The 23,893-nt window shown below is 60.2% G+C and carries 16 protein-coding genes; 1 reads left to right on the plus strand and 15 read right to left on the minus strand.

Going from position 1 to position 23,893, the window contains the following annotated elements; translation table 11 throughout:
- Window position 1 precedes the first annotated feature (1 nt).
- The 13 genes from AC07X6_RS10420 to AC07X6_RS10480 all read right to left on the minus strand — a co-directional run bounded on the left by AC07X6_RS10420 (window position 2) and on the right by AC07X6_RS10480 (window position 19,544).
- The gene (locus AC07X6_RS10420; RefSeq protein WP_494790906.1) at window positions 2–976 is read right to left on the minus strand and encodes an ABC transporter substrate-binding protein; all 975 of its coding nucleotides are present in this window, start codon (window positions 974–976) and stop codon (window positions 2–4) included.
- Window positions 977–1,142: 166 nt separating this feature from the next.
- Window positions 1,143–3,500 (minus strand): beta-L-arabinofuranosidase domain-containing protein, encoded by a 2,358-nt coding sequence (locus AC07X6_RS10425; protein WP_494790907.1) that lies wholly within the window; start codon window positions 3,498–3,500, stop codon window positions 1,143–1,145.
- Window positions 3,501–3,509: 9 nt separating this feature from the next.
- Entirely contained in the window at window positions 3,510–4,544 is a 1,035-nt protein-coding gene (locus AC07X6_RS10430) for an arabinan endo-1,5-alpha-L-arabinosidase (RefSeq protein ID WP_474293980.1), read from the minus strand.
- Window positions 4,545–4,559: 15 nt separating this feature from the next.
- A complete protein-coding gene (locus AC07X6_RS10435) occupies window positions 4,560–6,095 on the minus strand; it encodes a glycoside hydrolase family 43 protein (RefSeq protein ID WP_494790908.1) in 1,536 nt (511 codons plus the stop codon).
- A 94-nt stretch (window positions 6,096–6,189) separates the two neighbouring features.
- On the minus strand, window positions 6,190–7,740 hold the full coding sequence (locus AC07X6_RS10440; protein WP_494790909.1) for an alpha-N-arabinofuranosidase: 1,551 nt from the start codon (window positions 7,738–7,740) through the stop codon (window positions 6,190–6,192).
- 163 nt (window positions 7,741–7,903) lie between these two features.
- Window positions 7,904–8,671 carry an SDR family NAD(P)-dependent oxidoreductase gene (locus tag AC07X6_RS10445; protein ID WP_494790910.1) on the minus strand — a complete coding sequence of 256 codons (768 nt, stop codon included), beginning with the start codon at window positions 8,669–8,671 and terminating at the stop codon, window positions 7,904–7,906.
- A 34-nt stretch (window positions 8,672–8,705) separates the two neighbouring features.
- Window positions 8,706–10,283, minus strand: a complete 1,578-nt coding sequence (locus tag AC07X6_RS10450; RefSeq protein WP_494790911.1) for an aldehyde dehydrogenase (NADP(+)) — start codon at window positions 10,281–10,283, stop codon at window positions 8,706–8,708.
- Window positions 10,280–11,272 (minus strand): AraD1 family protein, encoded by a 993-nt coding sequence (araD1, locus tag AC07X6_RS10455; protein WP_494790912.1) that lies wholly within the window; start codon window positions 11,270–11,272, stop codon window positions 10,280–10,282. The genes AC07X6_RS10450 and araD1 overlap by 4 nt, the downstream gene beginning before the upstream one ends.
- Window positions 11,273–11,284: 12 nt before the next feature.
- Window positions 11,285–13,027, minus strand: a complete 1,743-nt coding sequence (locus AC07X6_RS10460; RefSeq protein WP_230540200.1) for an IlvD/Edd family dehydratase — start codon at window positions 13,025–13,027, stop codon at window positions 11,285–11,287.
- A gap of 196 nt (window positions 13,028–13,223) precedes the next feature.
- Window positions 13,224–14,294, minus strand: a complete 1,071-nt coding sequence (locus AC07X6_RS10465; RefSeq protein WP_494790913.1) for an aldose epimerase family protein — start codon at window positions 14,292–14,294, stop codon at window positions 13,224–13,226.
- Between the two features lie 17 nt (window positions 14,295–14,311).
- The gene (locus AC07X6_RS10470; RefSeq protein ID WP_494790914.1) at window positions 14,312–15,259 is read right to left on the minus strand and encodes a glycoside hydrolase family 43 protein; all 948 of its coding nucleotides are present in this window, start codon (window positions 15,257–15,259) and stop codon (window positions 14,312–14,314) included.
- Between the two features lie 165 nt (window positions 15,260–15,424).
- The gene (locus tag AC07X6_RS10475; RefSeq protein WP_494790915.1) at window positions 15,425–16,777 is read right to left on the minus strand and encodes an MFS transporter; all 1,353 of its coding nucleotides are present in this window, start codon (window positions 16,775–16,777) and stop codon (window positions 15,425–15,427) included.
- Window positions 16,778–16,886: 109 nt separating this feature from the next.
- Entirely contained in the window at window positions 16,887–19,544 is a 2,658-nt protein-coding gene (locus AC07X6_RS10480) for a TonB-dependent receptor (RefSeq protein ID WP_494790916.1), read from the minus strand.
- Window positions 19,545–19,703: 159 nt separating this feature from the next.
- Here AC07X6_RS10480 and AC07X6_RS10485 point away from each other — a divergent pair, with 159 nt between their 5' ends.
- The gene (locus AC07X6_RS10485) at window positions 19,704–20,108 is read left to right on the plus strand and encodes a hypothetical protein (protein WP_494790917.1); all 405 of its coding nucleotides are present in this window, start codon (window positions 19,704–19,706) and stop codon (window positions 20,106–20,108) included.
- A gap of 14 nt (window positions 20,109–20,122) precedes the next feature.
- On the opposite strand, the gene AC07X6_RS10490 is transcribed toward AC07X6_RS10485, so the two are convergent.
- Window positions 20,123–22,507: an Eco57I restriction-modification methylase domain-containing protein gene (locus AC07X6_RS10490; RefSeq protein WP_494790918.1), complete on the minus strand. Its 2,385-nt coding sequence runs from the start codon at window positions 22,505–22,507 to the stop codon at window positions 20,123–20,125.
- Window positions 22,508–22,527: 20 nt separating this feature from the next.
- A complete protein-coding gene (locus AC07X6_RS10495; RefSeq protein WP_494790919.1) occupies window positions 22,528–23,889 on the minus strand; it encodes an McrC family protein in 1,362 nt (453 codons plus the stop codon).
- Between the last annotated feature and the right edge of the window lie 4 nt (window positions 23,890–23,893).

Here is a 23,893-nt window from a genome sequence, read left to right on the forward strand (position 1 = left end):
CTTAGTACTTACGGTTCGGAAATTCCTTGGCGGCCACCTCGGCAGGGAACACGCCTTCCACCGTCGTGATGCGCGCCGGCACGGGCTTGCCGGCCACCACATCGCGGGCGATGGACATCAATTGCGGGCCCAGCAGCGGGCTGCATTCGACGGTGACGTTCAGCTTGCCGGCGATCATGGCTTCGAACGCGCCTTTGACGCCATCGATCGAGATGATGATGATGTCCTTGCCCGGCTTCATGCCCGCTTCTTCGATGGCCTGGATGGCGCCGATGGCCATGTCGTCATTGTGCGCATACAAGACGTTGATCTTCTTGCCTTCGGCCTTCAGGAACGCTTCCATCACTTCCTTGCCCTTGGCGCGCGTAAAGTCGCCCGTTTGCGAACGGATGATCTTCAGCTTCGGATTCTTGCCCACCACTTCCAGGAAGCCGGCTTTGCGGTCGATGGCGGGCGCGGAGCCGACCGTGCCTTGCAGTTCGACGATGTTCAGGGTGGCATCCGGGGTTTTCTTGGCGTGCTCAAGCAGCCACTGGCCGGCGCGGCGGCCCTCTTCCACGAAGTCGGAACCGATGAAGGTCACGTACAGCGATTTGTCGGCCACGTTGACGGCGCGGTCCGTCAGGATGACGGGAATCTTGGCAGCCTTGGCTTCGCGCAAGACGGTATCCCAGCCCGATTCAACGACCGGCGAGAAGGCGATGACATCGACCTTTTGCGCGATGAACGAGCGCAGCGCCTTGACCTGGTTTTCCTGCTTTTGCTGGGCATCGGCGAATTTCAGGGTGACGCCATCTTTCTTGGCGGCATCCTTGATGGAGACGGTATTGGCGGTGCGCCATTCGCTCTCGGCGCCCACCTGCGAAAAGCCCATGACGAGGGGCTTGGCGGCAAACGCGGAAGGCGTGGCGAAGGTGGTGGCGGAAGCGGCCAGCAGCATGGCGCTGGCGAGGAGGGTGCGGCGGCTCAAGGTCATTCTTGTCTCCAGTTTTTTTATTGGAATACCATCACAGCCGGATGCCGGATGGGCGGTTTTTTATGAACCCATGGTAGGAGAAAGCCACATAGCCATCCAATCAATTCTTTTTCGCTTGCGATACCGATTTGCGTATCACTGGATGGCCGCGGCAGCGCCCTCCCCCTCAGCGCAGCAGGCGCAGCCCGTACAGGCCACCGGCCACGGAGTCCTTGCCGGCAACAAATTTCACGACCAGCTTGCCCTTGGCGGCCGCGACCAAGTCCGCAGGCACGGCGATATCGACCGTATGCAGTTCCTGCGGCGCATCGGCCGCCACGGCCACCGTCTGCAGCTTGATGCCATTGAGCAGCACGTCGAAGGTCCTGCCCGCATCGAGGGTGGACAGGGTCAGGCGCAAAATCCTCGCTTCGCTCTTCGGGTCGCTGAGGTCATAGCTGAACCAGCCCGTCGCATGGCGCCAGTGCCGGCCCTTGTTGACGCCGTTTTCTCCCCCTTCGGCCTGGAAGCTGTGGTCGGATTCGGGCTGCTGCTGCCCCGGCGCCACCTGGTCGATGGTCTGCGCATCGAGCGCCAGGCGCTCGGCTTCCGCCTGGCGTGTGGCATCCTGCAGCTGCGCCAGCTTCGCGGGCGTGGACACGGGCCAGTACAGCATGTAGCGAGAATCATGCAGGCGGAAGAACGGGATCAGTTTTAGCGTCGCCGCATCCTTGCCCTGGATCAAACCGGGCGCCGTGAACGTCAGCGGCTGGCCCTTCACGGGGCGGATTCTCCGCATGAAATCCTGCTCGTCGCTGACGAACAGCGGTGACGATTCCAGCGGGCACACTTGCCCCTGGGCGATATGGCCCATGCGCGTATCGTCGGCAAAATAGTTCAGTTGTTCATACACAAACGGCTGCGTCCTGGCGGCCAGCACGATGGGGCCGTGCAGCACGGCATAGTAGTTCGACTGGTCCGGCATCTGTTCCAGGCGCGTGCTCATCGGCAGCACCACGTCGACCTTGTCGCCGCTCTTCCAGGCGCGCGTGATGCTCACGTACTCGCCCGGCGCGCCGGCCACACGCAGGGCCTTGCCGTTGAGCTTGAGGCGCAGCTTGCCCTTGGCTACCCACTGCGGGTAGCGTATCTTCATGCTGAAGGTTTTATTTCCCAGCACCTTGATGCGCGTCGTGTCCTGGTCGGGAAACCGGGTCGATTGCACGATCTTGACGCCCTGCTCTGCCCAGTCCAGGGTGGAGGCCATGAAGAGGTTTACGTACAGCGCGTCGCCGTCATGCGCGTAGATGAACTCGCCATACTTGGCCTGGCTTTCGATACCGGAACCCACGCAGCACCACATGCCCTTGTCCACTTGCGAATACACGCGGTAGTGGTTCGGGCGCATGGGCGTAAAGTAGACAAAGCCGCCCGTGCCGGGGCGCTGCGACGACAAAATATGGTTGTACAGGGCGCGCTCGTAGTAATCCGCATACTTCACCTGCTCGTCGCGGCGGAACAGCTGCTGCGTGAGCTTGAGCATATTGTAGGTATTGCAGGTTTCCGGCCCCTCGACTTCCTCCACCATCGAGGAAAAATCGTGTTCGTCGTGGAAATGTTCCTTGACGCTGTTGCCGCCGATGGCCACCGTGCGCTTGTCGTGCACGGTTTGCCAAAAGAATTGCGCCGCCTGCTGCCAGTCGCGCCGGCCCGTCAAGGCGCCGATGCGCTCGAAACCGATGACTTTCGGGATTTGCGTATTCGCATGCAGGCCCGTCAGCTTGTCTTGCCGGGCCGCCAAAGGCTGCAAGACCGCCTGGTGCGAAAAGCGCACGGCCAGGTCCAGATACTTTTGCCCGCCCGTCATCGCGTAAACGTCGGCCAGCACCTCGTTCATGCCGCCGTGTTCGGCGCGCAGCATGGCTTGCATCTGCGCATCGGACAAGGAGGCCGAGAGTTTCACGGCCCAGTCCGACAGCCCGATCAGCATGGCCTTCGCCTCGGCATTGCCGGTGTACTGGTAGGCGTCGCGCAAGCCGGCGAATACCTTGTGCAGGTTGTACCACGGCACCCATTTACCATTGACGGAGAAGGTGTCGGCCTGCAGTTCGCCCCGGGCCACGGCTTGCCAGGCGGCATTGCCGTCGGGAATCCCTCCGAGGTAGCCATTGCCATTCGCGTCCTGGCATTGCTTCAGCTGCGCCAGCATGTAGTCGAGGCGTTCGCGCGCCTGCGCGTCGCCCGTGGACGCCACCATCAGGGCCAGCGCGGACAGATAATGGCCGCCCATGTGACCGTCGAGGCCCGTCGCTTCCCAGTTGCCATAGCTGGGCTGGATCTGCGGCAAGCCCGCCTCGCGGCGGAACGGCGCCAGCAGCTTATCCGGGTCGAAGGCCAGCAGATAGTGCAAATCCGTCGTCTGCGCATCGAGAAACGGTCCCGCACCGAGGCGCACGGACGCGAGGGGAAACAGCTCCGCCGCCTGGAGTAGCGGCGTGGCAAGGCCGCCGGCGGCCAGCGCCAGCGTCAGCAAGGTTGTTTTCATGGCAGACCTTTACGGTTTGGCCGCGGGCAACTGCTTGCTCTGGTAGCGGTTCAAGTCGCGCGGATCCACCTGAGGCCAACCATCCTTGTCCCACGTCATGGGCAAAATTTTGAGCTTCTGCAAATAATTGTCCGCCGTCTCGTAGGCGTGCAGCACCAGGTAATCCTTGCCGTCAAAGGTATAGGCACTGTTGTGGCCCAGGCCCCGCCAATCCTTGTCGCCTTTCAAGACCACCGTGCCGCCGCCCTGCGCCATGTCGCGGCCATCCTTGTCCAGATACGGCCCCGTCACGCTCTTGGAACGGCCGACGGCCAGGTGATAGGTGCTTTTTTCCTTCTGGCAGCACAGTCCCCAGGAGACGAAGAGGAAATAATCGTTGCCGCGCTGGAAGATGAACGGCGCTTCGATTTCCTCGGGCGCGGGCTTGAATTCGCCGGCCCTTGGCGGCAGGGGCACGCGGCGCGCCAGGGAATGCCACTCTTGCGGTTCCGCAATGGTTTTCCAGTCGGCGTTGAGTTTCACCAGCTTGATGCCGTTCCAGAACGAGCCGAAGGCCATCCACGGCGTGCCCTTGGCATCGGTGACAATGTTCGAGTCGATGGCATTCCACTCGTCGCGCTCGGGCACCGATTGCAGCAGCATGCCCTGGTCGACCCAGCGGTAATCGGGCGAGCGGGGGTTCAGGGTGGTGTTGACGGTCACGCCGATGCCGGAGGTGTTCTTGCCGAAGCCGGACACCGAGTAGTACAGGTAATACTTGCCGTCATGGAATTGCACATCGGGCGCCCAGATATGGTCGTCAAACGACGGCGCGGCCGTCTTGGCCCAGACAGGCTGGCCCGCGAAGACGCGCCCTTCCGGTTGCCAGTCGACCATATTCTTCGAGCTGTAGAAAGTGATGCCGGGGCCCGTGCTGTACAGGTAATACGTGTCGCCATCCCTGGCCATCACGGGGTCGTGCACGCTCACTTGCGCGGCGTGGCAGGACAGCGCCAGCAGGGTGGCGGTAACGGCGGCCAGGCCGCGCTTGAGCGTTTGCATCATGGTTTTCCTTTACTTTTAATTGCCCGTGCGGGCGCCCCACAGCGACACGCCATCGATGGACTGCGCCGTAAACGTGACGACGAAGGCTTGCGCATTCGCATGCCACTGGCGCGACAGCACGCCATTAAACAGGCCGCCCGACGCCAGGGTGACGGCGAGCACATTGTTGCCCTGGTGCTGCCACGTGCCCGTTTGCGCCCCCGCAATTGTGCCGTCGGCCAGCAATGTGACGCTTTGCGACAGCTTGAGCGCCGTGGAAATATCCTTGCCGTGGTTGATCAATTGATAGCTGCCCGCCACCTCCGCTACCGCCACCTGCGCCGCCAGCGGCGTGACGCTTTTGCTCAAGGGCACGTAACGGAACGGCGCCGCCACCAGCCAGCCATCGGCATTCATGAACAGCTCGTGCACACGGAGCTCGTGCAATTCTCCCGTGTTGGGGAAGCGCGTGTGGAAGATGAGGAAATACTGCTGCGTGGCAGCATCGTACACCGCTGAATTGTGTCCTGGCGACACATATCCCGGCGGCGTGCCCGTCTCGCCAGCCGCCAGCGCGAATTGATGGTTGCCCATCAGCTTCTGGCCGAACGGTGCGATGGAGGCATCGTCAAACAGGGGCAAGGCGGGGTTGGACTTGACCTGGCGCATATCGTTGCCCCGGGCATCCACGTAGGGGCCGTCCGGCGCGCGCGAACGGGCCACGCGCATATTGTAGGCGCCGTTCGCGTCCAGGCCGCCAAACGAGGTGAACAGATAGTAATACTGCGATTGCGGGCTGTACAGCACGTAGGCGCCCTCGATGCGGCTATGGTTGCCGCCGATCACGTGCTTGCCATAGCCCTGCCCTGCAACGGGCAAGCCCGTGGCCGCGTCCATGGCCAGGATGAAAATGCCGCCCGAATACGAGCCGTAGATCATCCACAGCTTGCCCGTGGCGTCGCGGAAAGTGTTCGGATCGACCACGTTCGGTTGCGTCAGCGCATCGTAGAGCGTCACGCCATCTTCGCTGAGCTGGCCCCACATGCCGGACTTGAGGAAAATCGTCTGGTTCACGTATGGCCCCTCGACCTTGTCGGCCAGGGCCAGGCCCATGGCGGAACGCGGTGAATCGCCCTTGCAACTGTTGTAATACATGGCGAACTTGCCATTGTCGAGCTGGATGACGTCGGGCGCCCACAGGCCCGTCACTTGCGACCAGGCAAAGGTGTCGGCCAAGGCACTGACGACATTGCTGAACAGGGGATTGCCGGCATTGACGCCGTCGGCAATCTTCGTCCAGTTCATCAGGTCGGTGGACCTGGCGGCCGCCAGGTGCGAACCGAACACATAATAGGTGCCGGCCACCTTGATGACGGACGGGTCATGCACGGAGGCATTCATAAAGGTGATGGCGCCCTGTACGGGCGGCGTGACGACAGGAGGCACCACCACGGGAGGCACGACGGGTGGCGTGACGGACACGACAGGCGCGCTCCCGGACGAACCACCGCCGCCACAGGCGGCCAGGGCCATGGCGCTACCGAGCGCCAGTACAGCTTCTCTTCTGTTCATGGAATACTTTCTCTACAACGTGCAGCACGATGCGGCTGGCCGGCGCAGGAAAGCTCCCCCGCCGGCACAGAGTAGACAGCAGGAAGCTGGCGGCTTATTCGACGGCGACGACCACAACGGCCTTGGCGGGGAGCGAGACGGTCAGCTTGCCGCCTTGCGCCTTGGCATTAAATGCCACCGGCTGCACGGCTTGCGGCTGCGCAAAGCTGTTGACGGCATCCATCTTGCCTGCGGTCAGCACGCGGCCGTTCACGCTGGCCACTTGCTTGCCGGCCAGTGCCACGTTGACGTCGACGGCCTTGTGCGGATTGGTGTTGACCAGGGACAAGTACACCTTGCCATCCCTGGCGCGCGCGGCCGAGGCGCTCACTTCGGGAATGCTGACCTTGCCCAGGCTGTACTTGCCATTGCCGCTAATGGCAACCGGCAAGGACGTGGCATCCTGAAACGGCACGTACATTTCAAACGCGTGATACGTCGGCGTGAGGAAATATTTGTCCTTGTCCGTGATGATCATGGCCTGCAGCACGTTGACCATTTGCGCGATATTCGTCATGCGCACGCGGTCCGCGTGGGCGTGGAAAATATTGAAGTTCAGGGCGGCGACGAGCGCGTCGCGCAAGCTGTTTTGCTGGAACAGGAAACCCGTGTTAGTGCCCGGCTCGACGTCGTACCAGGTGCCCCATTCATCGACGTACAAGCCCGTCTTTTTCGACGGGTCGTTCTTGTCGATGGCGGCAATATTGTTCTTGATCAAGCTATCGATGCGCAGGGTGCGGCTCAGGGTGGAAATCCATTCATTTTCGCCAAAACCCGTGGCTGCGCCCTTCTTTTCCCACACGCCGGTCGGCACCGTGTAGTAGTGGAAACTGATGGCGTCCATCATGTTCGGCTTGATTTCGCGGCTCAGGGTGCCGGACCAGCTGATGTCGTCGTCATTGCCGCCGCTGGCGATGAATTTCGGGCGCGCGCTTTCCGGCGTCTTCATGAAGGTGTGATAGTGCTTGTACAGGTCGGCGTAGTACTGCGGGCGCATATTGCCGCCGCAGCCCCAGGCTTCATTGCCGATGCCGAAATAATCAACCTTGTATGGCTGGGCGCGGCCATTCTTGCGGCGCAGCTCGGCCAGGGTGGACTTGCTGTCCGACGTCATGTATTCGAGCCATTCGGACATTTCCTGCGGCGTGCCGGAACCGAGGTTGCCGTTGATGTAGGTCTGCGCGCCCAGCAGCTCGGCCAGGTCGAAGAATTCATGCGTGCCGACGGCGTTCGACTCTTCCACGCCGCCCCAGTTGGTGTTGACCTTGGTCGGGCGCTTGTCGCGCGCGCCGATGCCATCCTTCCAGTGATACTCATCGGCAAAACAGCCGCCCGGCCAGCGCACCAGGGGCACGTGCAGCTGTTTCAGCGCGCCCAGCACGTCATTGCGCCAGCCCTTGGTGTTCGGGATGGCAGAGTCCGGCCCCACCCACATGCCCTCGTAGATACCGGTCCCCAGGTGTTCGGCGAACTGGCCGTACACGTTCTTGTTGATCACGGGACCGGGCTTGGCCACGTCGATGGTGACGTTGACGGGCGCGGCAAAGGCGCTGCCGACGGCCATGGCCAGGCTGAGGGCCACGATGCTGGTATGGATGAATTTCATGCTGTCTCCTGTTTTTTAGTGAAAAGCAAGGGCCGGGGATCAACCCCGGCGCAATCTGGATGTGGCGATGCCTCTCCTGCCGCGGGGTTGGGGCGGCATGAGGGGAGTTTCAAGATCGGAGTTGCCGGTCAGTGCCGGCGCGAATTAAACGATGCGCTAAGGCTTATACCCAGCCAGCATCCACAATGAATTCCTGACTGGAGCACATCGCGCCGTCATCGGAGGCAAGGAACAGCACCATGGCGGCGATGTCCTGTGGCATCAGTTTATTCGGCAAGCACTGGCTTTTCTTGATTTCCGCTTCCGCCGCCTCGTCGACCCACAGGTCGATCTGGCGCTGCGTCATGACCCAGCCGGGCGTGACGGTATTGACGCGGATGTTATGGGCGCCGAAATCGCGCGCCAGGCCCCGCGTGAGGCCGACGACGGCCGCCTTGGTGGTGGCGTAGACGGGATAGCCGCCCGACTTCATGTGCCAGGAAATCGAGCTGACGTTGATGATGGAACCGCCGCCCCTGCGCTTCATGCCTTCGAAGACGGCCTGGCAGGTGAAGAACATCGGACGTTGATTAATCGCAATACGCTCGTTCCAGTATTCCAGGGTGACATCCTGCGCCTGGTGGCGCTGGTCGTTGGCCGCGTTGTTGACGAGGATATCGAAGTCGCCCAGCTTCTGTGCCAGTTCCGCCATGACGGCCTGCAGCGAGGCAATATCCGTGATGTCGCAATAGCGAAACAGGGGCGCCGTCATGCCCGCTTCGGCCAGGCGGCGGCACAGGGCCTCGCTCGCTTCCACGGCGATGTCGACAAACGCCACCAGCGCTCCCTGGGCCGCAAACTCCGCCACCAAAGATTCGCCGATGCCGCTGCCGCCGCCCGTGATGAACACGCGCTTGCCCTGCAAGCTGCCATATTTCGCCAATTGCTTCATCTTGTCTCCACCTGTGTATTTTTATTTTTTATGATTAAAGTTTACCGAGCACGCCATCGTGACGGCGCCAGATACTGAGCGGATTATCGTCGCGCAGCGACTCCGGCAGCAAGTCCTGCGGCAGGTTCTGGTACGACACGGGGCGCAGGAAGCGGTTGATGGCCGCCGTGCCTACCGAGGTGCTGCGGCCGTCCGACGTGGCCGGGAACGGGCCGCCGTGCACCATCGCCGTCGACACTTCCACGCCGGTCGGGAAACCGTTGGCCAGGATGCGGCCCACGCGGCGCTCCAGCACGGGCAGCAAACGGCGCGCGTCTTCCAGGTCGCCCGCATCCATCTGCAGGGTGGCCGTCAGCTGGCCTTCCAGGCTTTCCGTGATCGCCAGCATTTGCTCCATGTCGCGGCACGCCACCAGCAGGGAAGCGGGGCCGAAGACTTCATCGCGCAAGTCGTGCCTGGCCAGGAAGGCCTCGCCCGAGGTGACGAACAGGGCGGCGGCGCCCTTGCCTTCCTCGCCCGTGTTTTGCACCAGCGGCGTCACATCGGCGTGCTGCGCCAGCGCGGCGACGCCCTTGGCATAGCTGCTGGCGATACCAGCCGTCAACATGGTGGCGGCCGGTGCCGGCGCCAGCGCTTCGGCGGCGGCGGTGGCAAAGGCCGTGAAGTCGGCACCTTCCAGGCCCAGCACGAGGCCGGGATTGGTGCAGAACTGGCCCACGCCCATCGTCAGCGACGCGGCAAAACCGCTGGCGATGGCCGCGCCACGGGCAGCTAGGGCTTGCGGCAGCGCAAACACGGGGTTGATGCTGCTCATTTCCGCATACACGGGGATCGGCTGCGGGCGTTCCGCCGCCACCTTCATCAGGGCGATGCCACCCGAACGCGAACCCGTAAAGCCGACGGCCTGGATGGCCGGATGGGCGACCAGCGCCTGGCCGATGCCATTGCCCGTGCCCGTCAGCAAGGCAAACACGCCGGCCGGCAGCTTGCAGATGGCAATCGCTTTCACGATGGCGCGCGCCACCAGCTCGGACGTGCCCGGATGGGCCGAATGGGCTTTCAGGACGACGGGGCAACCGGCCGCCAGGGCCGAGGCCGTATCGCCGCCCGCCACGGAGAAGGCCAGCGGGAAGTTACTGGCGGCAAACACGGCGACGGGGCCCAGGCCGATCATGCGCAAGCGCAAGTCAGGACGGGGCGGCACGCGCTCCGGCAGCGGGCTGTCGATGCGCGCATCGGTCCACGAACCCTCGCGCAGCAAGCCCGCGAACAGTTTTAATTGACCCACCGTGCGGCCGCGTTCGCCTTCCAGGCGCGCGCGCGGCAAGCCGCTTTCCGTCATGGCGCGCACGATCAAGTCATCGCCCAGTTCGAGGATTTGCGCGGCGATGGTATCTAAAAAGTCGGCGCGCTCCGCGTCGCTGGTGGCGCGGAACGGGTCGAAGGCGGCTTGCGCCAGACGGCAGGCTTCGTCGATTTGCGCCACGTCAACCATGTGGAAGGCGGGCGCGATGTGCGCGCGCGCGGCCGGGTCCCACGCTTCGAAGGAGCCGCCATTGCCCTTGACGGCGACGCCGCCGATCAATGCATCACCGGTGATATTGAAACTCATAATGTGCTCACTTTCGCAAATTCGGTTGGGAAGACGTCGAGGCGGTTACGCAGGGCGGGGCCAAAGGCCGGCGCTTCGATTTCAAAGGTTTCGCCCGGCGCCACACTCACGCCATCGGCAAAGCTCAGGGTGGCCGTGCCGAAGAAGTGCACGTGCACGTCGCCAGGGCGCTTGAACAGCGGATACTTGAAGTGATGGTGTTCCAGGTTGGCAATCGTGTGCGACATATTCTCTTCGCCGCTGACAAACGCCTTTTCCCAGCGCACATTACCGGCCGCATCAAGCACACGCGAGCTGCCGGCGATGTGCGCGGGCAATTCGCCCACCAGCAGGGCCGGGCCCACGCTGCAGGCGCGCAGCTTCGAGTGGGCCAGGTACAGATAATTCTGGCGTTCCGTCACGTGGTCCGAGAATTCATTGCCGATGGCGTAGCCGACTCTATACGGCTGGCCGTCGTCGCCGATCACGTACAGGCCGGCGATTTCCGGCTCTTCGCCACCGTCGAGGGCAAAGTCCGGCATGCGCAGCGGCTGGCCGCCAGCGCGCACGATGGAGCCGTCGCCCTTGTAGAACCACTCGGGCTGGGCGCCGGCCGTGCCGTCGGCGGGCTTGCCGCCTTCCACGCCCAGACGGAACATTTTCATGGAATCGCTCAGGGATTCGGCATCGCCGCCGATCTTCTTGTGCATGGCGTCGCGCGCGCCGGCGCTGCCCAGGTGGGTCAGGCCCGTGCCCGTCACGTAGCAGTGCGCTTCGTCCGCGTGGTCGAGCGGCGCCAGCAAACGGCCGCTGGCGGCCACATCCGCATACGCATGCGTGGCGTTGCCGACGCTGGCATTCACCAGGTCCGCCAGGCTCACCTTCTTGCGGATGGCGTCTTGCGCCAGCGCATACGTCGTGTTGTAGCCTTCGATGACGCGGATGACGTCGTCTTGCAGCAGGCCGACGAGGCGCCCGCCATGTTCATTCGTAAATTGCAGCAACAGCATAATGGTCTCCGCTTAATGTGAGTGGCGCGGCACGGCGGAACCGCGATTGCCGACCAGGAAGTCGAAATCGCAGCCTTCGTCGGCCTGCAACACGTGTTCGATGTACAGCTGCTGGTAGCCGCTCTTCGGTCCGGGCGCGCTGCCCAGTTCGCGGGCCGCCAGGCGCTCGGCGATTTCCGCGTCGCTGATGTCGATGTTCAGGCTGCCGGCGTGGCAATCGAGGGCGATCATATCGCCATCGCGCACAATACCCAGCGGGCCGCCCGCCATGGCTTCCGGCGCCACGTGCAGGACGACGGTGCCGTAGGCGGTGCCGCTCATGCGCGCGTCCGAGATGCGCACCATGTCGGTGATGCCTTGCGCCAGCAATTTCGGCGGCAAGCCCATGTTGCCCACTTCCGCCATGCCCGGATAGCCTTTCGGGCCGCAATTTTTCATCACCAGCACGGAATTGGCATCGACGTCGAGATCCGGATCAACGATGCGCGCCTTGTAATGTTCAAAGTCTTCGAATACGACGGCCTTGCCCCGGTGCTGCATCAAATGCGGCGAAGCGGCCGACGGTTTCAGCACGGCGCCGCGCGGCGCCAGGTTGCCGCGCAGCACGCAAATGCCGCCATCGGCCAGCAGCGGGTTGTCCAGGGTGCGCACCACCTCGTCGTTGTAGATCGGTGCTTCGACGCAGTTGTCCCAGAGCGACTTGCCGTTGACGGTCAGTGCATTCTTGTGCGGCAGCAAGTCGCCTTCGCCCAGGCGGCGTATCACGGCCGGCAAGCCGCCCGCGTAGTAAAACTCTTCCATCAGGAAACGGCCCGACGGCAGCAAGTCGACGATGGTCGGCGTGCCACGGCCCGTCTTGGTCCAGTCTTCCAGCTCCAAAGGCACGCCGATCCGGCCGGCAATGGCTTTCAGGTGGATCACGGCATTGGTCGAGCCGCCGATGGCCGCGTTGACCTTGATGGCATTCTGGAACGCTTCGCGCGTCAGCACTTTCGACAGGCGCAGGTCTTCGTGCACCATTTCGACGATGCGGATGCCCGACATGTGCGCCAGCACGTAGCGGCGCGAATCGACGGCGGGGATGGCCGCGTTGTGCGGCAAGGACGTGCCCAGCGCTTCGGCCATGCTGGCCATCGTCGAGGCCGTGCCCATGGTGTTGCAGGTACCGGCCGAGCGCGACATGCCCGATTCGGCCGACATGAACTGGTGCAAGGTGATCGATCCCGCCTTCATCTGCTCGTGCAGCTGCCACACGGCCGTGCCGGAACCGATGTCCTTGCCGTTCAGCTTGCCGTTCAGCATGGGGCCGCCGCTGACGACGATGGTGGGAATGTCGACGCTGGCAGCGCCCATCAGCAGGGCCGGCGTCGTCTTGTCGCAGCCGACCAGCAGCACGACGGCGTCCATCGGGTTGCCGCGGATCGATTCTTCCACGTCCATCGAGGCCAGGTTGCGCGTCAGCATGGCGGTCGGACGCAGATTCGATTCGCCGTTCGAGAAGACGGGGAATTCCACGGGGAAACCGCCCGCTTCCAGGATGCCGCGCTTGACGTGCTCGGCCAACTGGCGGAAATGCGCGTTGCAAGGAGTCAGTTCGGACCAGGTATTGCAAATGCCGATGATGGGCTTGCCATGAAATTCGTGGTCAGGTATGCCCTGGTTTTTCATCCAGCTGCGGTACATGAAGCCGTTCTTGTCCTGCGAGCCGAACCACTCGGCCGAGCGCAGGGCTACCTTCTTTTTTGTCTCAGACATGCCATTCTCCTGGTTGTGCCATGCCGGATCTAAGGTCGTCGGCCCGGGCAGCGATGTTGGAATACTAAAGAATCCTGCCATGCCTTTCCAATCAATTTTTAATGCGTTCCGATATCGAAAACGATATCGGCATGTGCCAATGAAAACGCCCTGCGGGCGCATGGCGGCAGGGCGTGGGCGATTTTGGCTGGGGCGCTTACTCTACGGAAAACCGGTAGACGGTTTCCGTCCGGTATTCCTCGCCCGGGCGCAAGATGGTGTTCGGGAAATGCGCCTGGTTCGGCGCATCGGGGAAATGCTGGGTTTCCAGGCACAGCGCGCTGCGGTAGCTGATGGCGCGCAGCTTGCCATACTGGCTGCTGTCGAGGAAATTGCCGGAATAAAACTGGATGCCCGGTTCCTGCGTGTACACCTGCATCACCCGGCCCGATTGCGGATCGCGCACGGTGGCCGCCAGGTTCAGCAGCTGACCGGGTTGTTGATTCAGCACAAAGTTATGGTCGTAGCCGCGCCCGGTGCGGATCTGCTCGTGCGGCAAGTCAATGCTGTCGCCGATGACGGTGCTCTGGCGCAAGTCGAATGGCGTGCCGGTGACGTCCGCCAGCTCGCCCGTGGGAATCGAACCGGCATCGACGGGCAGGTAGCGGTCCGCATTGATGGACACTTCGTGGCCGAGGATATGGCCCTGCCCTGCCAGGTTGAAATAGCTGTGGTTGGTCAGGTTGACGGGCGTGGCCTGGTCCGTGACGGCGTGATAGCGCAGGCTCAGCGCATTATCGTTGTCCAGTTCATAGGTCAGCGTGACGTCGAGCTTGCCCGGGTAGCCGTCTTCGCCGTCCGGGCTGCTGCGCGTGAACGTGACGCCCACGGCGTCGTCCTTCGTGAACGGTTCTGCCTGCCACATGACCTGGTGGTAGCCTTGGTTTCCACCATGCAAGTGATTCGGTGCGTTGTTGACGGCCAGCTGGTAATCCTTGCCGTCGAGGCTGAAACATCCCCCTGCGATGCGGTTGCCGTAGCGCCCGATGACGGCGCCCAGGAAAGCGCTGTTGTGCAGATACGGCTCGATGCGCTCGAATCCGAGCACCACGTCGGCAAAGGCACCTGTGCGGTCCGGCACGTGGATTTCGCTGATGATGGCGCCAAAGTCGAGCACTTTGACTTGCATGCCCTGGCGGTTCGTCAGGGTAAACACGGTGACGTGGTCGCCGCCGGGCAGGACGCCGAACGGCGCTTGCGTCACTGAAACAGAATCAACTGGGGTCATGGCGTCGGGTCCAGGTTTTACAGGGTCGATGAGCGGCCAAACACGGGCATGCCTTGCGCATCCCAGCGCAGCGGCTTCACAAACGTGTGGCGATCCGGGTTCCACAGCGGGTCGCCGACGATTTCCGTGTAGGTGCGGGCATGGTACACCAGCAATACGCCGTCGCCGTCCTCGGCCGTGGTAAAGCTGTTGTGGCCGGGGCCGTAGATGCCGTGCTCATAGCAGGTGGCAAACACGGGCTCGGGCGACTTCGTCCACGCCGCCGGATCGAGCAAGTCGGCGGACGCGTCCGCCCACAGCAGCCCCATCGCGTAGTTTTCATCGGTGGCACTGGCCGAATAGCTGATGAATATCTTGCCATTGCGTTTCAGCACGGACGGTCCCTCGTTGACCCAGAAGCCGCGGATTTCCCAGTCGAATTCCGGCTTGCTCAGCATCACGGGCGGGCCGGCCAGCTGCCACGGCGTGGCCATCGGTGCGATGTACAGGTTCGAATTGCCTTCGATGGCGACATCTTTCTGCGCCCACAGGTAGTACAGCACGCCGTCGTGCGTAAAAGTGGTGGCATCCAGGCAAAAGGTGTCGATGCCCGTGTCGATCTGGCCCATGAATTCCCACTCGCCTTCGAGCGGGTTGGCATTCGTATTGCGGATCGCATACATGCGGTGCTGGAACAGCTTATGCTTGATTTCGCGGCTCGGCGCGGCGGCGAAATACACATACCAGGCGCCCTGGTTGAAGTGCAGCTCGGGCGCCCACACCAGCTCGCTGTACGGACCCGTGTCCGGCTTGTGCCAGACGGCGATTTGCTCCGCGTCGGCCAAGCCGGCGATGCTGTCGGCGCGGCGCAGTTCGATGCGGTCATACTGGGGCACGGAGGCCGTAAAGTAATAATAGCCGTCGCTGTGGCGGGTGATATGCGGGTCGGCGCGCTGTTCGATCAGCGGTTTCAAGACTTCAGTCATAAGCACTCCAAATCATTTCATTAGATTAAATTAGTTTGCCTTACAACACCTGAGAAAACCGTAGCGAGCAGAAGGAAGAGGTGGCTAAGAAGCGCAACCGTACTCTAGTACGGTGAGCATCGCAGGCCGCCTATACCGACGCGCAGTAGGTTAGCTCAGGTGTCCTCATGCAGCCACAAAGCCACGCTTGTGCATTTCCACTTTGACGCCGCGGTAATAGTCATCGCTGATGCGGTACTTGAACATCAGCAAGCCCATCAGCAGGTGGAAGAAACCGGGGATGACCGACAGCATCAGGGCGATGCCGTTCAGGGCGAATTGCGTTTGCTCATGGTTGGGCTGGTAGTCGAAATACGTGAGCAGCACGCCCACCAGGCCGCCTGCCACCGCCATGCCCGCCTTCTGGCACACGGAAATGCCGCCAAAGGCGAAGCCGGAGACGCGCTTGCCCGTCTTGACTTGACCATAATCAATGGTTTCGGCGATGGCCGACCAGAACACGGGCGCGTGCAAGTCCACCACGAAGGACAGCAGGAAATACAGGGCAAAGGCCAGCACGGTGTCGCTCGGCTTCACGAAGAAATAGATGGCCAGGCTGATCAGCGCGACGCCGATCTGCGTGTAGCGGAACAGTTTGACCTTGCAATAAAACTTGGTGATCCAGGTCGAGGCGATCATGGCCAGGATGGCGGCCACCACGCCCGTGGTCAAAAAGGCGGCCACGGTTTCCGTGCTGCCGCCCAGATAGTATTTCGCGTAATAGATGGCAACGGAGCCGCGCACCACGTAGCCGATGGTGCCCGTGACGCACACGCCGCACAGCACCAGCCACTGGTCGTTCCGCAGCAGCACTTTCAACTGCGCCAGCAACGATTGCTTTTCCACCACGTGCACGACGCGCTCGCTGGTGGAGAAATAGCAGAACAGGAACAGGGCCACGCCCATCACGGCCATCACGGCCATGGCCGCCTGGTAGCCGACGGCCGGGTTGCCGCCGCCCCAGCGCTGCGACAGCACCGGCACGACGATGGTCACCATGAAGGCGCCGATCTTGGCGAAGAACAGGCGGTAGCCGTTGGCCGACAGGCGGTCCTGCGGGTCGCTGGTGAGGCCGCTGATCAGAGAAATATACGGGATGCCGACACCCGCCGTCATGATGGTCATCAAGATATACGTCGAATATGCCCAGATCAGCTTGGCGTCATACTGCCACTCTGGCGTGCTGAAGACGAAGAAGACGCTGACGCCATACGGCACGGCCAGCCACAGCAGATACGGGCGGTAGCGGCCCGAGGCAAAGCTGTAGCGGTCGGTGATCTGGCCCATGACCAGGTCGGCGATGGCGCCGATGACTTTTACGGCCACGAACAACAGGGCAAGATCCGTGGTTTTCAAGCCATAGATATCGGTATAGAAAAAGGTGATGATCAGCATCATCGACGAAATGACGACATTCAGCGCCATGTCGCCGGCGCCGAAGCCGACCTTTTCAACGGTGGATAATTTTTGCGTCTCCATGCTCTCCGTCCATTCTTTTGATGATGAATCGTGCGTGACTGCCCAACTGACAGGGGCGCTGCCGGCCGAAACCATGGCAACGCCCTTGATTTTTTACTGTGTGACCAACTTACATTTTCCAGCGTAAAGACAGGCCGACCGTGCGGTCATAGCGGCGCGTATCGCGCGCATAGATGCCCGGGTTGTTCCAGTAATCCTTGAACTTGGTGTCGAGCAAGTTATTCCCATCGAGGGTCACGGTGAACTGCTCGTTGATCTTGTACGACAGCGAACCGTCGAGCTGGGCCGTCGGCGCCACTTTCAAGTCCAGGCCGGGGCCGCCCTGGTTGTAGCTGTCGATGAATTTCGAGCGCCAGTTGTAGGCCAGGCGGCCCGACCACGCGTCTTTTTCGTACAGCAGCACCAGGTTGTAGGCGTAGCGCGACACGCCCGTGATGGCATGGCTGCCCGTCTCGTCGTCGGTGGTGCCGCTCATGTAGGTGCCATTCGCTTGCAAGCCCAGCCCGCTCAGGATGCCGGGCAAGCCGTCATAAAACTGCTGGTAGCCGATTTCCAGGCCCTGCAGCTTGCCGGCAGCCGTGTTGTACGGGCGGTCCACATCGTACGTCTTGCCGCCGATGGTTTCGCTGGCAATGCGCTGCTGGATATAACCGTCGAACTTGTGGTGGAACACGGTGGCCGTCACGGAACCGGCCGGCGCGAAATACCATTCCAGCGCGGCATCGACATTGTCGCCCGTCACCGGTTTCAAATTCGGATTACCGCCCGCGCCCGTCGCCTTCACCGTTTCCGTCGAGTTGACGAGGGCCACGCCCGGGTTCAGCTGGGAAAAACCGGGGCGGCTGATGGTGCGGCCCGCGGCGAAGCGGCCGACCAGGTCCGAGCGCAGCTTGATTTTCAGGGCCACGCTCGGCAGCACGTCGGTGCTGGCCGTGTCGCTGACGACGGAGGTGTACACGCCATCCTCGGAGGTATTGCCTTGCAGGCTTTGCTCCGTGCGCACCACGCGCACGCCCACGGTGCCATCGACGGGGTAGGCGCCCAGCTTGAAGGCGATCTTCGCCTTGGTATAGATCGAATACGTCTTTTCCGTATCCTTGAAGAACGAGCCCGGATCCATGGCGCGCGCCGCGCTGCTGCCCGTGACGGCCTGGCGGATCGTGCCCGTGTTATTGAGCAGGAAGCTGGCGCACGGCGTGTACCATTGCTTCAAGCCATAATCGGGGCCGCCGCCGGACATCGGTTCCGACAGGCAATTAAGGCCCGGAATCGACGTCACGCTCTGGCGGCTGAACGGAAACGCGGCGCCGGACACGTCCGGGGCCTCCGCATTGCCTTCAAAACTCTTGATCGATTCGGCTTCGCGCTTGACGCCGCGCAAGCCGACGCTGATTTCCTTGAAGAAGCCGCCTGCGCTCGGCGTGTACGCCAGGTCGGCGCGCAGGTCGTTCGAACTGCCCTTGTCTTCGCCGTAGCGGTCGAAGAAGCCCTTCAGATAATAGTTCGACGGGTCTTTCAGATCGATGCCCGTGTAATCGACGTGCAGGGTGCCGTTCTGGTTGGTATTGATGGTGGCGTTCGGCACGACGGTGATGGCGTCGAGAATCGGATTGCGCCAGGCATAGGTGCTTTTGGTGCTGGCCACTTCCGACGTGAAACGCCATTCCGGGTTGATTTCCCACAAGCCGCCCACGGCGAACTGGTGCGTCTTCGTCTGGTTCTTGTTCGCCTGCGTCGACATGATGGTGTTGACGTTGGTGGAAGTGAGCGTTTGCAGCTGGTTGCTGCCGGGAATCTTGGTTGCCGACACGGGCGTGCCCCACCATGGCAAGCCAACGAAGTAATCGGACTCGGCATCGAGCAGGAAGCGCGTGGCCATGCCTTCCGCGTACAGTTCGACGTCGGCGTTCGGACGCCATTGCAGCACGGCATTGGCGGTGGTGCGGCGGCGGTCGCCCTTGATCGGCAGCAAGCCCACCTGGTCCGGCCCCGTCAAACCGGGCGACAGGAAACTTTTATCCACGGGCGCCGTGCTGAAAGCACGTTCCTCATGGTAACGCTGTTGCTGCTGCGACAAGCCCAGCAGCGCACCCACTTCGCCGATGCCCGTCTTCCAGCGATTCGCCACCATGCCGCTGATGTTCGGGTCCGTGGCTTTCGATTTGTCGCTGTAGACGGCGCGCGTGTTGACGCTGGCCGTGAACTCCTTGAAGTCGAACGGACGGTTCGTGCGCACGTCGATGATGCCGGCCACGCCGCCTTCGACCTGGTCCGCGCCCTGCGACTTGTACACGTCGACGCGCTGCAGCATGGTGGCGGGAATGTCGGCCAGGTTGACGTAACGGCCCGTGGTGGTGAACAGTTCACGGCCGTTGAGCAGGGTCGTGACATCGCGCAAGCCGCGGATCATGACGGCGCTCGCCTCGCCCGAATCGCGGCGGATCTGGATACCGGCAATGCGCGCCAGGGTCTCGGCCACGTTGTTGTCGGGGAATTTGCCGATGTCGTCGGCGACGATGGAATCGATGACCTGGTCCGAGCGCATCTTGATCTGCTGCGAGTTCTGCGCCGAACGGCGCACGCCGCTGACGGTCACGACCGACACTTCCGCGGCAGGCTCGGCACTGGCATCGGCCGCCACCGCCTCCTGCGCCCACACCGAAGCCGAGCTCAGCAAGCCGATACCGGCCAATGCCGCAACGGCTGCCTTCAAGGTGAATGGACGAGGGAAAGTAGCCGCGAGCGGGCCGGTGGCGTGGCGCATCATGAATCTCCAGATATTGTATTGATATTTTTTATGTCGCTTGCATGTCGTGCGCATGCTCGGCGTTTATCTTAGGGGCTGGACGATAATCTCTCCAATCAATTTTTCCACTGTTTCGATATCAATTTCGATATCGGCGGCTGGGTGACTTTGGAGGTTGTAATGCGACAACGGCAGGGGCGTCAGGGGCGTTTTCGGGAGGATGGCGCACAAAGAAGTGGCATCCCTGACAGGCCGGCAAGCAGCGATACAGACCTTGTCAGGCTTGCTGAAGTACTAATGGGGATACATCATGCAGCCGCATGGCAATGCTGGCTGGATAAAACGGGAGTCTTGATTTGTCTGGTGCGGCTGGCGGGGATCGAACCCTCGACCCTTGGCTTAGGAGGCCAACCTAAAAATTGTCAGTTGGCCTCGTTCAAGCGGCAACTCCTTGATTTTACAGAATATGCCAATGAGCAACGTCAGACAACTAGCGGTGACAATGGAAAAAATTCATCGCTTTTTTCCACATTCTTCCCAGAAATCCAGTTCAGTATTAAGGAATATCGGTATGCTGCGAAATAAGGGTTGCCAATTTTCTACAAATGCTTTGCTTGGTCACGAGGCGTGTAGGCAGCGGCAAATCTCGCTGCGGAGCCAAATGACGCTTCTAGATTAGTCAACTCCAGCTTACCCTCTGCCAAGACGCTGTTTGCTTTTGACAATAAATCAGCTAGAGATATCCCGTCGGAGCCACCCCTAGTATGCGCTACCTTTAATTTTTCAAAATCGTCGAGAATAACTACCAAATCTAACTCATTTACACCGTAAAGCTTCATTACAATAACATCAATTGCCGCGCGAATAAGCGCCCGCCGCCCTAACCAGACTGCCGTGTCTTTTGCCCCGTCTGAAGGGAATGACAGCATCCGCGCGGCCTCGACAAGCAGAGCTTCCTCAGTAGGATTCGCACCTCGAGTTGGCAACGGCATATTTTGCCAATAGAAATGGTTCACCGTCGTCGAGACGAAACGACGCATTAGCCAATCGACTACCAGAGAATTGGCCAGTGCAAGCCACAATAACTCGCCGTCAGGACCACCAGAGTTAAGCTTAAGTACTGGAACTTTATTTCCACAAACACAATTTTTCGGCAATAACGCAGCCAAGAGAGTACGTTCATTCGCGTGCCCGCTAATCTCACAGTACCCGACTCGAACTGTTGGCGTCCATCCGCGGTTAACCAGGTAATCTTCAGGTATGAGGTAGTGTGGCCGAACATGACGCTCGGATATTGTTGGCACCCTCCAGGTCGCTGATCGCCCCTGTCCCGAAACGTGAATTTTCGCCACACTGTCGAACTGATGAACCATGCGTCCTTCATATACCGGTAACAGCGCAACGATGGATCGACTTGACAACCAGCGGCCGTCCTCTTGAAGTGAATAACCGTTCTTCCGCGCCGCCTCCACAGGAATGAAGGCGTCGGAGTCGTTAGTCATATCAACTTCTCTCCTGAAGCCGAAATCCCATCCGCTAGTCGGTTGAGCAACCACGGGATATCTTTGATAGATTCGTTTTATCATGTCACGCTCTCGAACCGAGCGAACCTCTGGAACTAACAAATCAGTGCCACCGACTAATTCGAGAAAATCCAGACTTAGTTCTACTGGGGCCGCTCCGTTACCTTCAACAACCTCTCTACCAAAACTCGCTGCGTCAATTCCGCCTGCTTTTCCCTTTTCGAACAGGACGGTACAAAAACGGTACATCGAATGGATATCAAACAGTTTTTTTCGATTTATATATTCGATAAGTTGCGTGACAGTACCCTGGGTGCGAAATAGACCTCGTAAGGCTGCTGAGCCTTGGGCACGTAGGACACCCGATGGTAGTAAGAGCGCCGCGATTCCTTGGTCCGACAATAACGCTAAAGAACGTTCTGTAAAATATTTGTAAAGGTCTGCGTCGCCGGCACCATCACGATTCAGCGAGTACTCTGTAGAATCACGGAGTGTACGCGACAATTTGAGTGTTCTCTCAGCGTGCTCAGCCCATTCCCCGCTCACAAGTTCGGTAAGATGAGAATCCAAATAGCGGCCGAGTTCAGTACCTTGATAAAGTCGAACTCGAGCATCCATATGCTCAAAGAACTCATGACGCAGTGGCCGGAGTTTGCTCCAAGGCGGGTTGGTAATCACGGCAGTGAATCCAGCAGGGAAGACCTGAGGGAACCAGGTATGGAAGTCCGACAAAGGTACGCTAATGGAATCGGCAACGCGAAGGTGGCGATCAAGCTCGTGCCCATCCCATTCAGGAAGCCCAACTTCTGCACGCAGCAACGCTCGCGTTGTAGCAATTGCTAGTGGGTCTATATCCACTCCAAAAATACAATGTGACGCAATCGCCGCACGAATTTCTGGACGCGACATTTTGTTGAAATCCTTACGAACACACAAAATTTCAGATCCAATTCGCACAGCGGCTAACAAAAACGCACCACATCCCACAGCAGGATCAATGACTGAAATATCCGCAAGGTCTTCTACTGTGCGAACGTTTTTCAAAACCTTCAACAATGTTTGCTTGACAACCGCTTCAGCCAGCGCGACCGGGGTGAAATAAATACCCTTCCCTCTACGTTCCGGAGATGTCTCTATAGCAATATTTCTATCGCTATCGATCACCAGGCGGGTTCCTCGAATTGTTTCAAACGCAGTGCCGAGATGCGCCGCGATTTGGTCAGCACCACCGATCAAACGTCCGAGCGCTTCGTCAAACTGCGTCGACACTTGCGAAGACTGTTGTGTCGCTGAACGGTTGGCCGGCAAACCAAGTTTGTGAAAAACTCTGGACAACGCAGTGTCCATTGCTCGTGCAATTGCCAGTTCATGTAGGTCTGGAGGCTCTACGACGTCCAGTTCCATCACCTGCTTTGCGTAGTAGACTACTAAATTACCGACTGCTTCTTGTAGAGAAATCATTTCACTATTCATTCTTAAAACTAGAGGGCTAATAGCGACTCAAGCGCCCTAGCCAGAGTCCTATCAATCTTTTCTAAATCTGCGTGAACGCGCAACTCGCTCAAGTCCAACGCTAGCGCCCCAATTCGTAGCGTCGTACCGAACGAGCTGATGGTCCACGTATGAAGCTCATGATCGTTGAGGATAGAATCACCAAGTACTCGGGGGTATACAAGTAATCCACAACGACAATTGTGAGCAGTCATTGCCGCTACCAACTCGTAAACATCCGCGTTAACCGGTTTCCGATTTCGCATCCCCTCCGCGTCTGACAGACGCTTGTACTTTGCATCAACGACCACCACAGGCGCCCCATCCCTCAACATTAGATTATCCGGACGGGAAAAAAACCGTATTCTTGTTCCCGGCTCGGGCTCGGCGTAGGCCTTGGAGACTTGAGTTTGGGCGCTATAACCTCGCTGAGCCAACTTTAACACTGCGCGTGCAAGTATAAGTTCGACAAAGTGCTCGAACAGACGTTCCATATTGAACACGAACGAATAACCCTGGGCAATTCCACGGCCAGTGGAGTGCGACAAGCCGGATGACAAGAGCGCTGAAATTTCGAGCGCTTCCGTCCAGACCCGAAACTGAGGCGGCGGCTGTATACGACCCCCTTGCAATGCTATTCTTCGGCTAGGCTTCCCCGGAATTCTCACCGCCAGGTCAGCCACCCTGCGTCGAAGGGCAGGCGCTCTGACAGCCGCAGCGAACGCTAACGCGGCCCATTTGAGCAGTCCGTTATATCCATTGTCAGAATCGAGTTCGTCAACGTCACATTCGAGCAAATGGGGTCTCGAAAAGACGGATTTCATCTGTCGGGACAGGTTAAGGCGCCCACGTAAAACAGGCAAACACTGGGGACTTGCCCGATAGGTCTGAATTGCTTGATCAGCCAGTCCGGCTTCAGTCGCGTCCGAAAAAGCCATGGCAAGCAAATCGACGAAACTATGGCGTTCAACAGCTAAATGTTGAGCCCGGTTAAGGGCCAAATCACGTTTTCTGGCGTACTGCATGAGCAGTAACATACTTGCGGTCCAGTCTTGTAAACCGTTCCCGAGTGGCGTGAATTTGGGGGCGATATCAAACACCAAGCCGCCTGCGCTCACAGTCCCTGCAATGCCTGAAGAGCGAATTTCAATCGTGCCGCCTATTCCATTTCGAAATACGAACGGGTCAGCACGCAATCCCAACTGTTTGCGGAATTTCTTCCCTAAAGCTTCTAATAAAGCTTGCAATTTCTCCGGATCCCCGTGATTTGCGGAAAAGCCGCAGTGCAACGGTTGCCAGTCGCCGTTTTCGAGAAGAAGGCGGTCTACCTGTTTCACGATAATAGCCTCCAACTCA

It is taken from the genome of Janthinobacterium sp. GW460-12-1-14-LB5 (assembly GCF_059423585.1).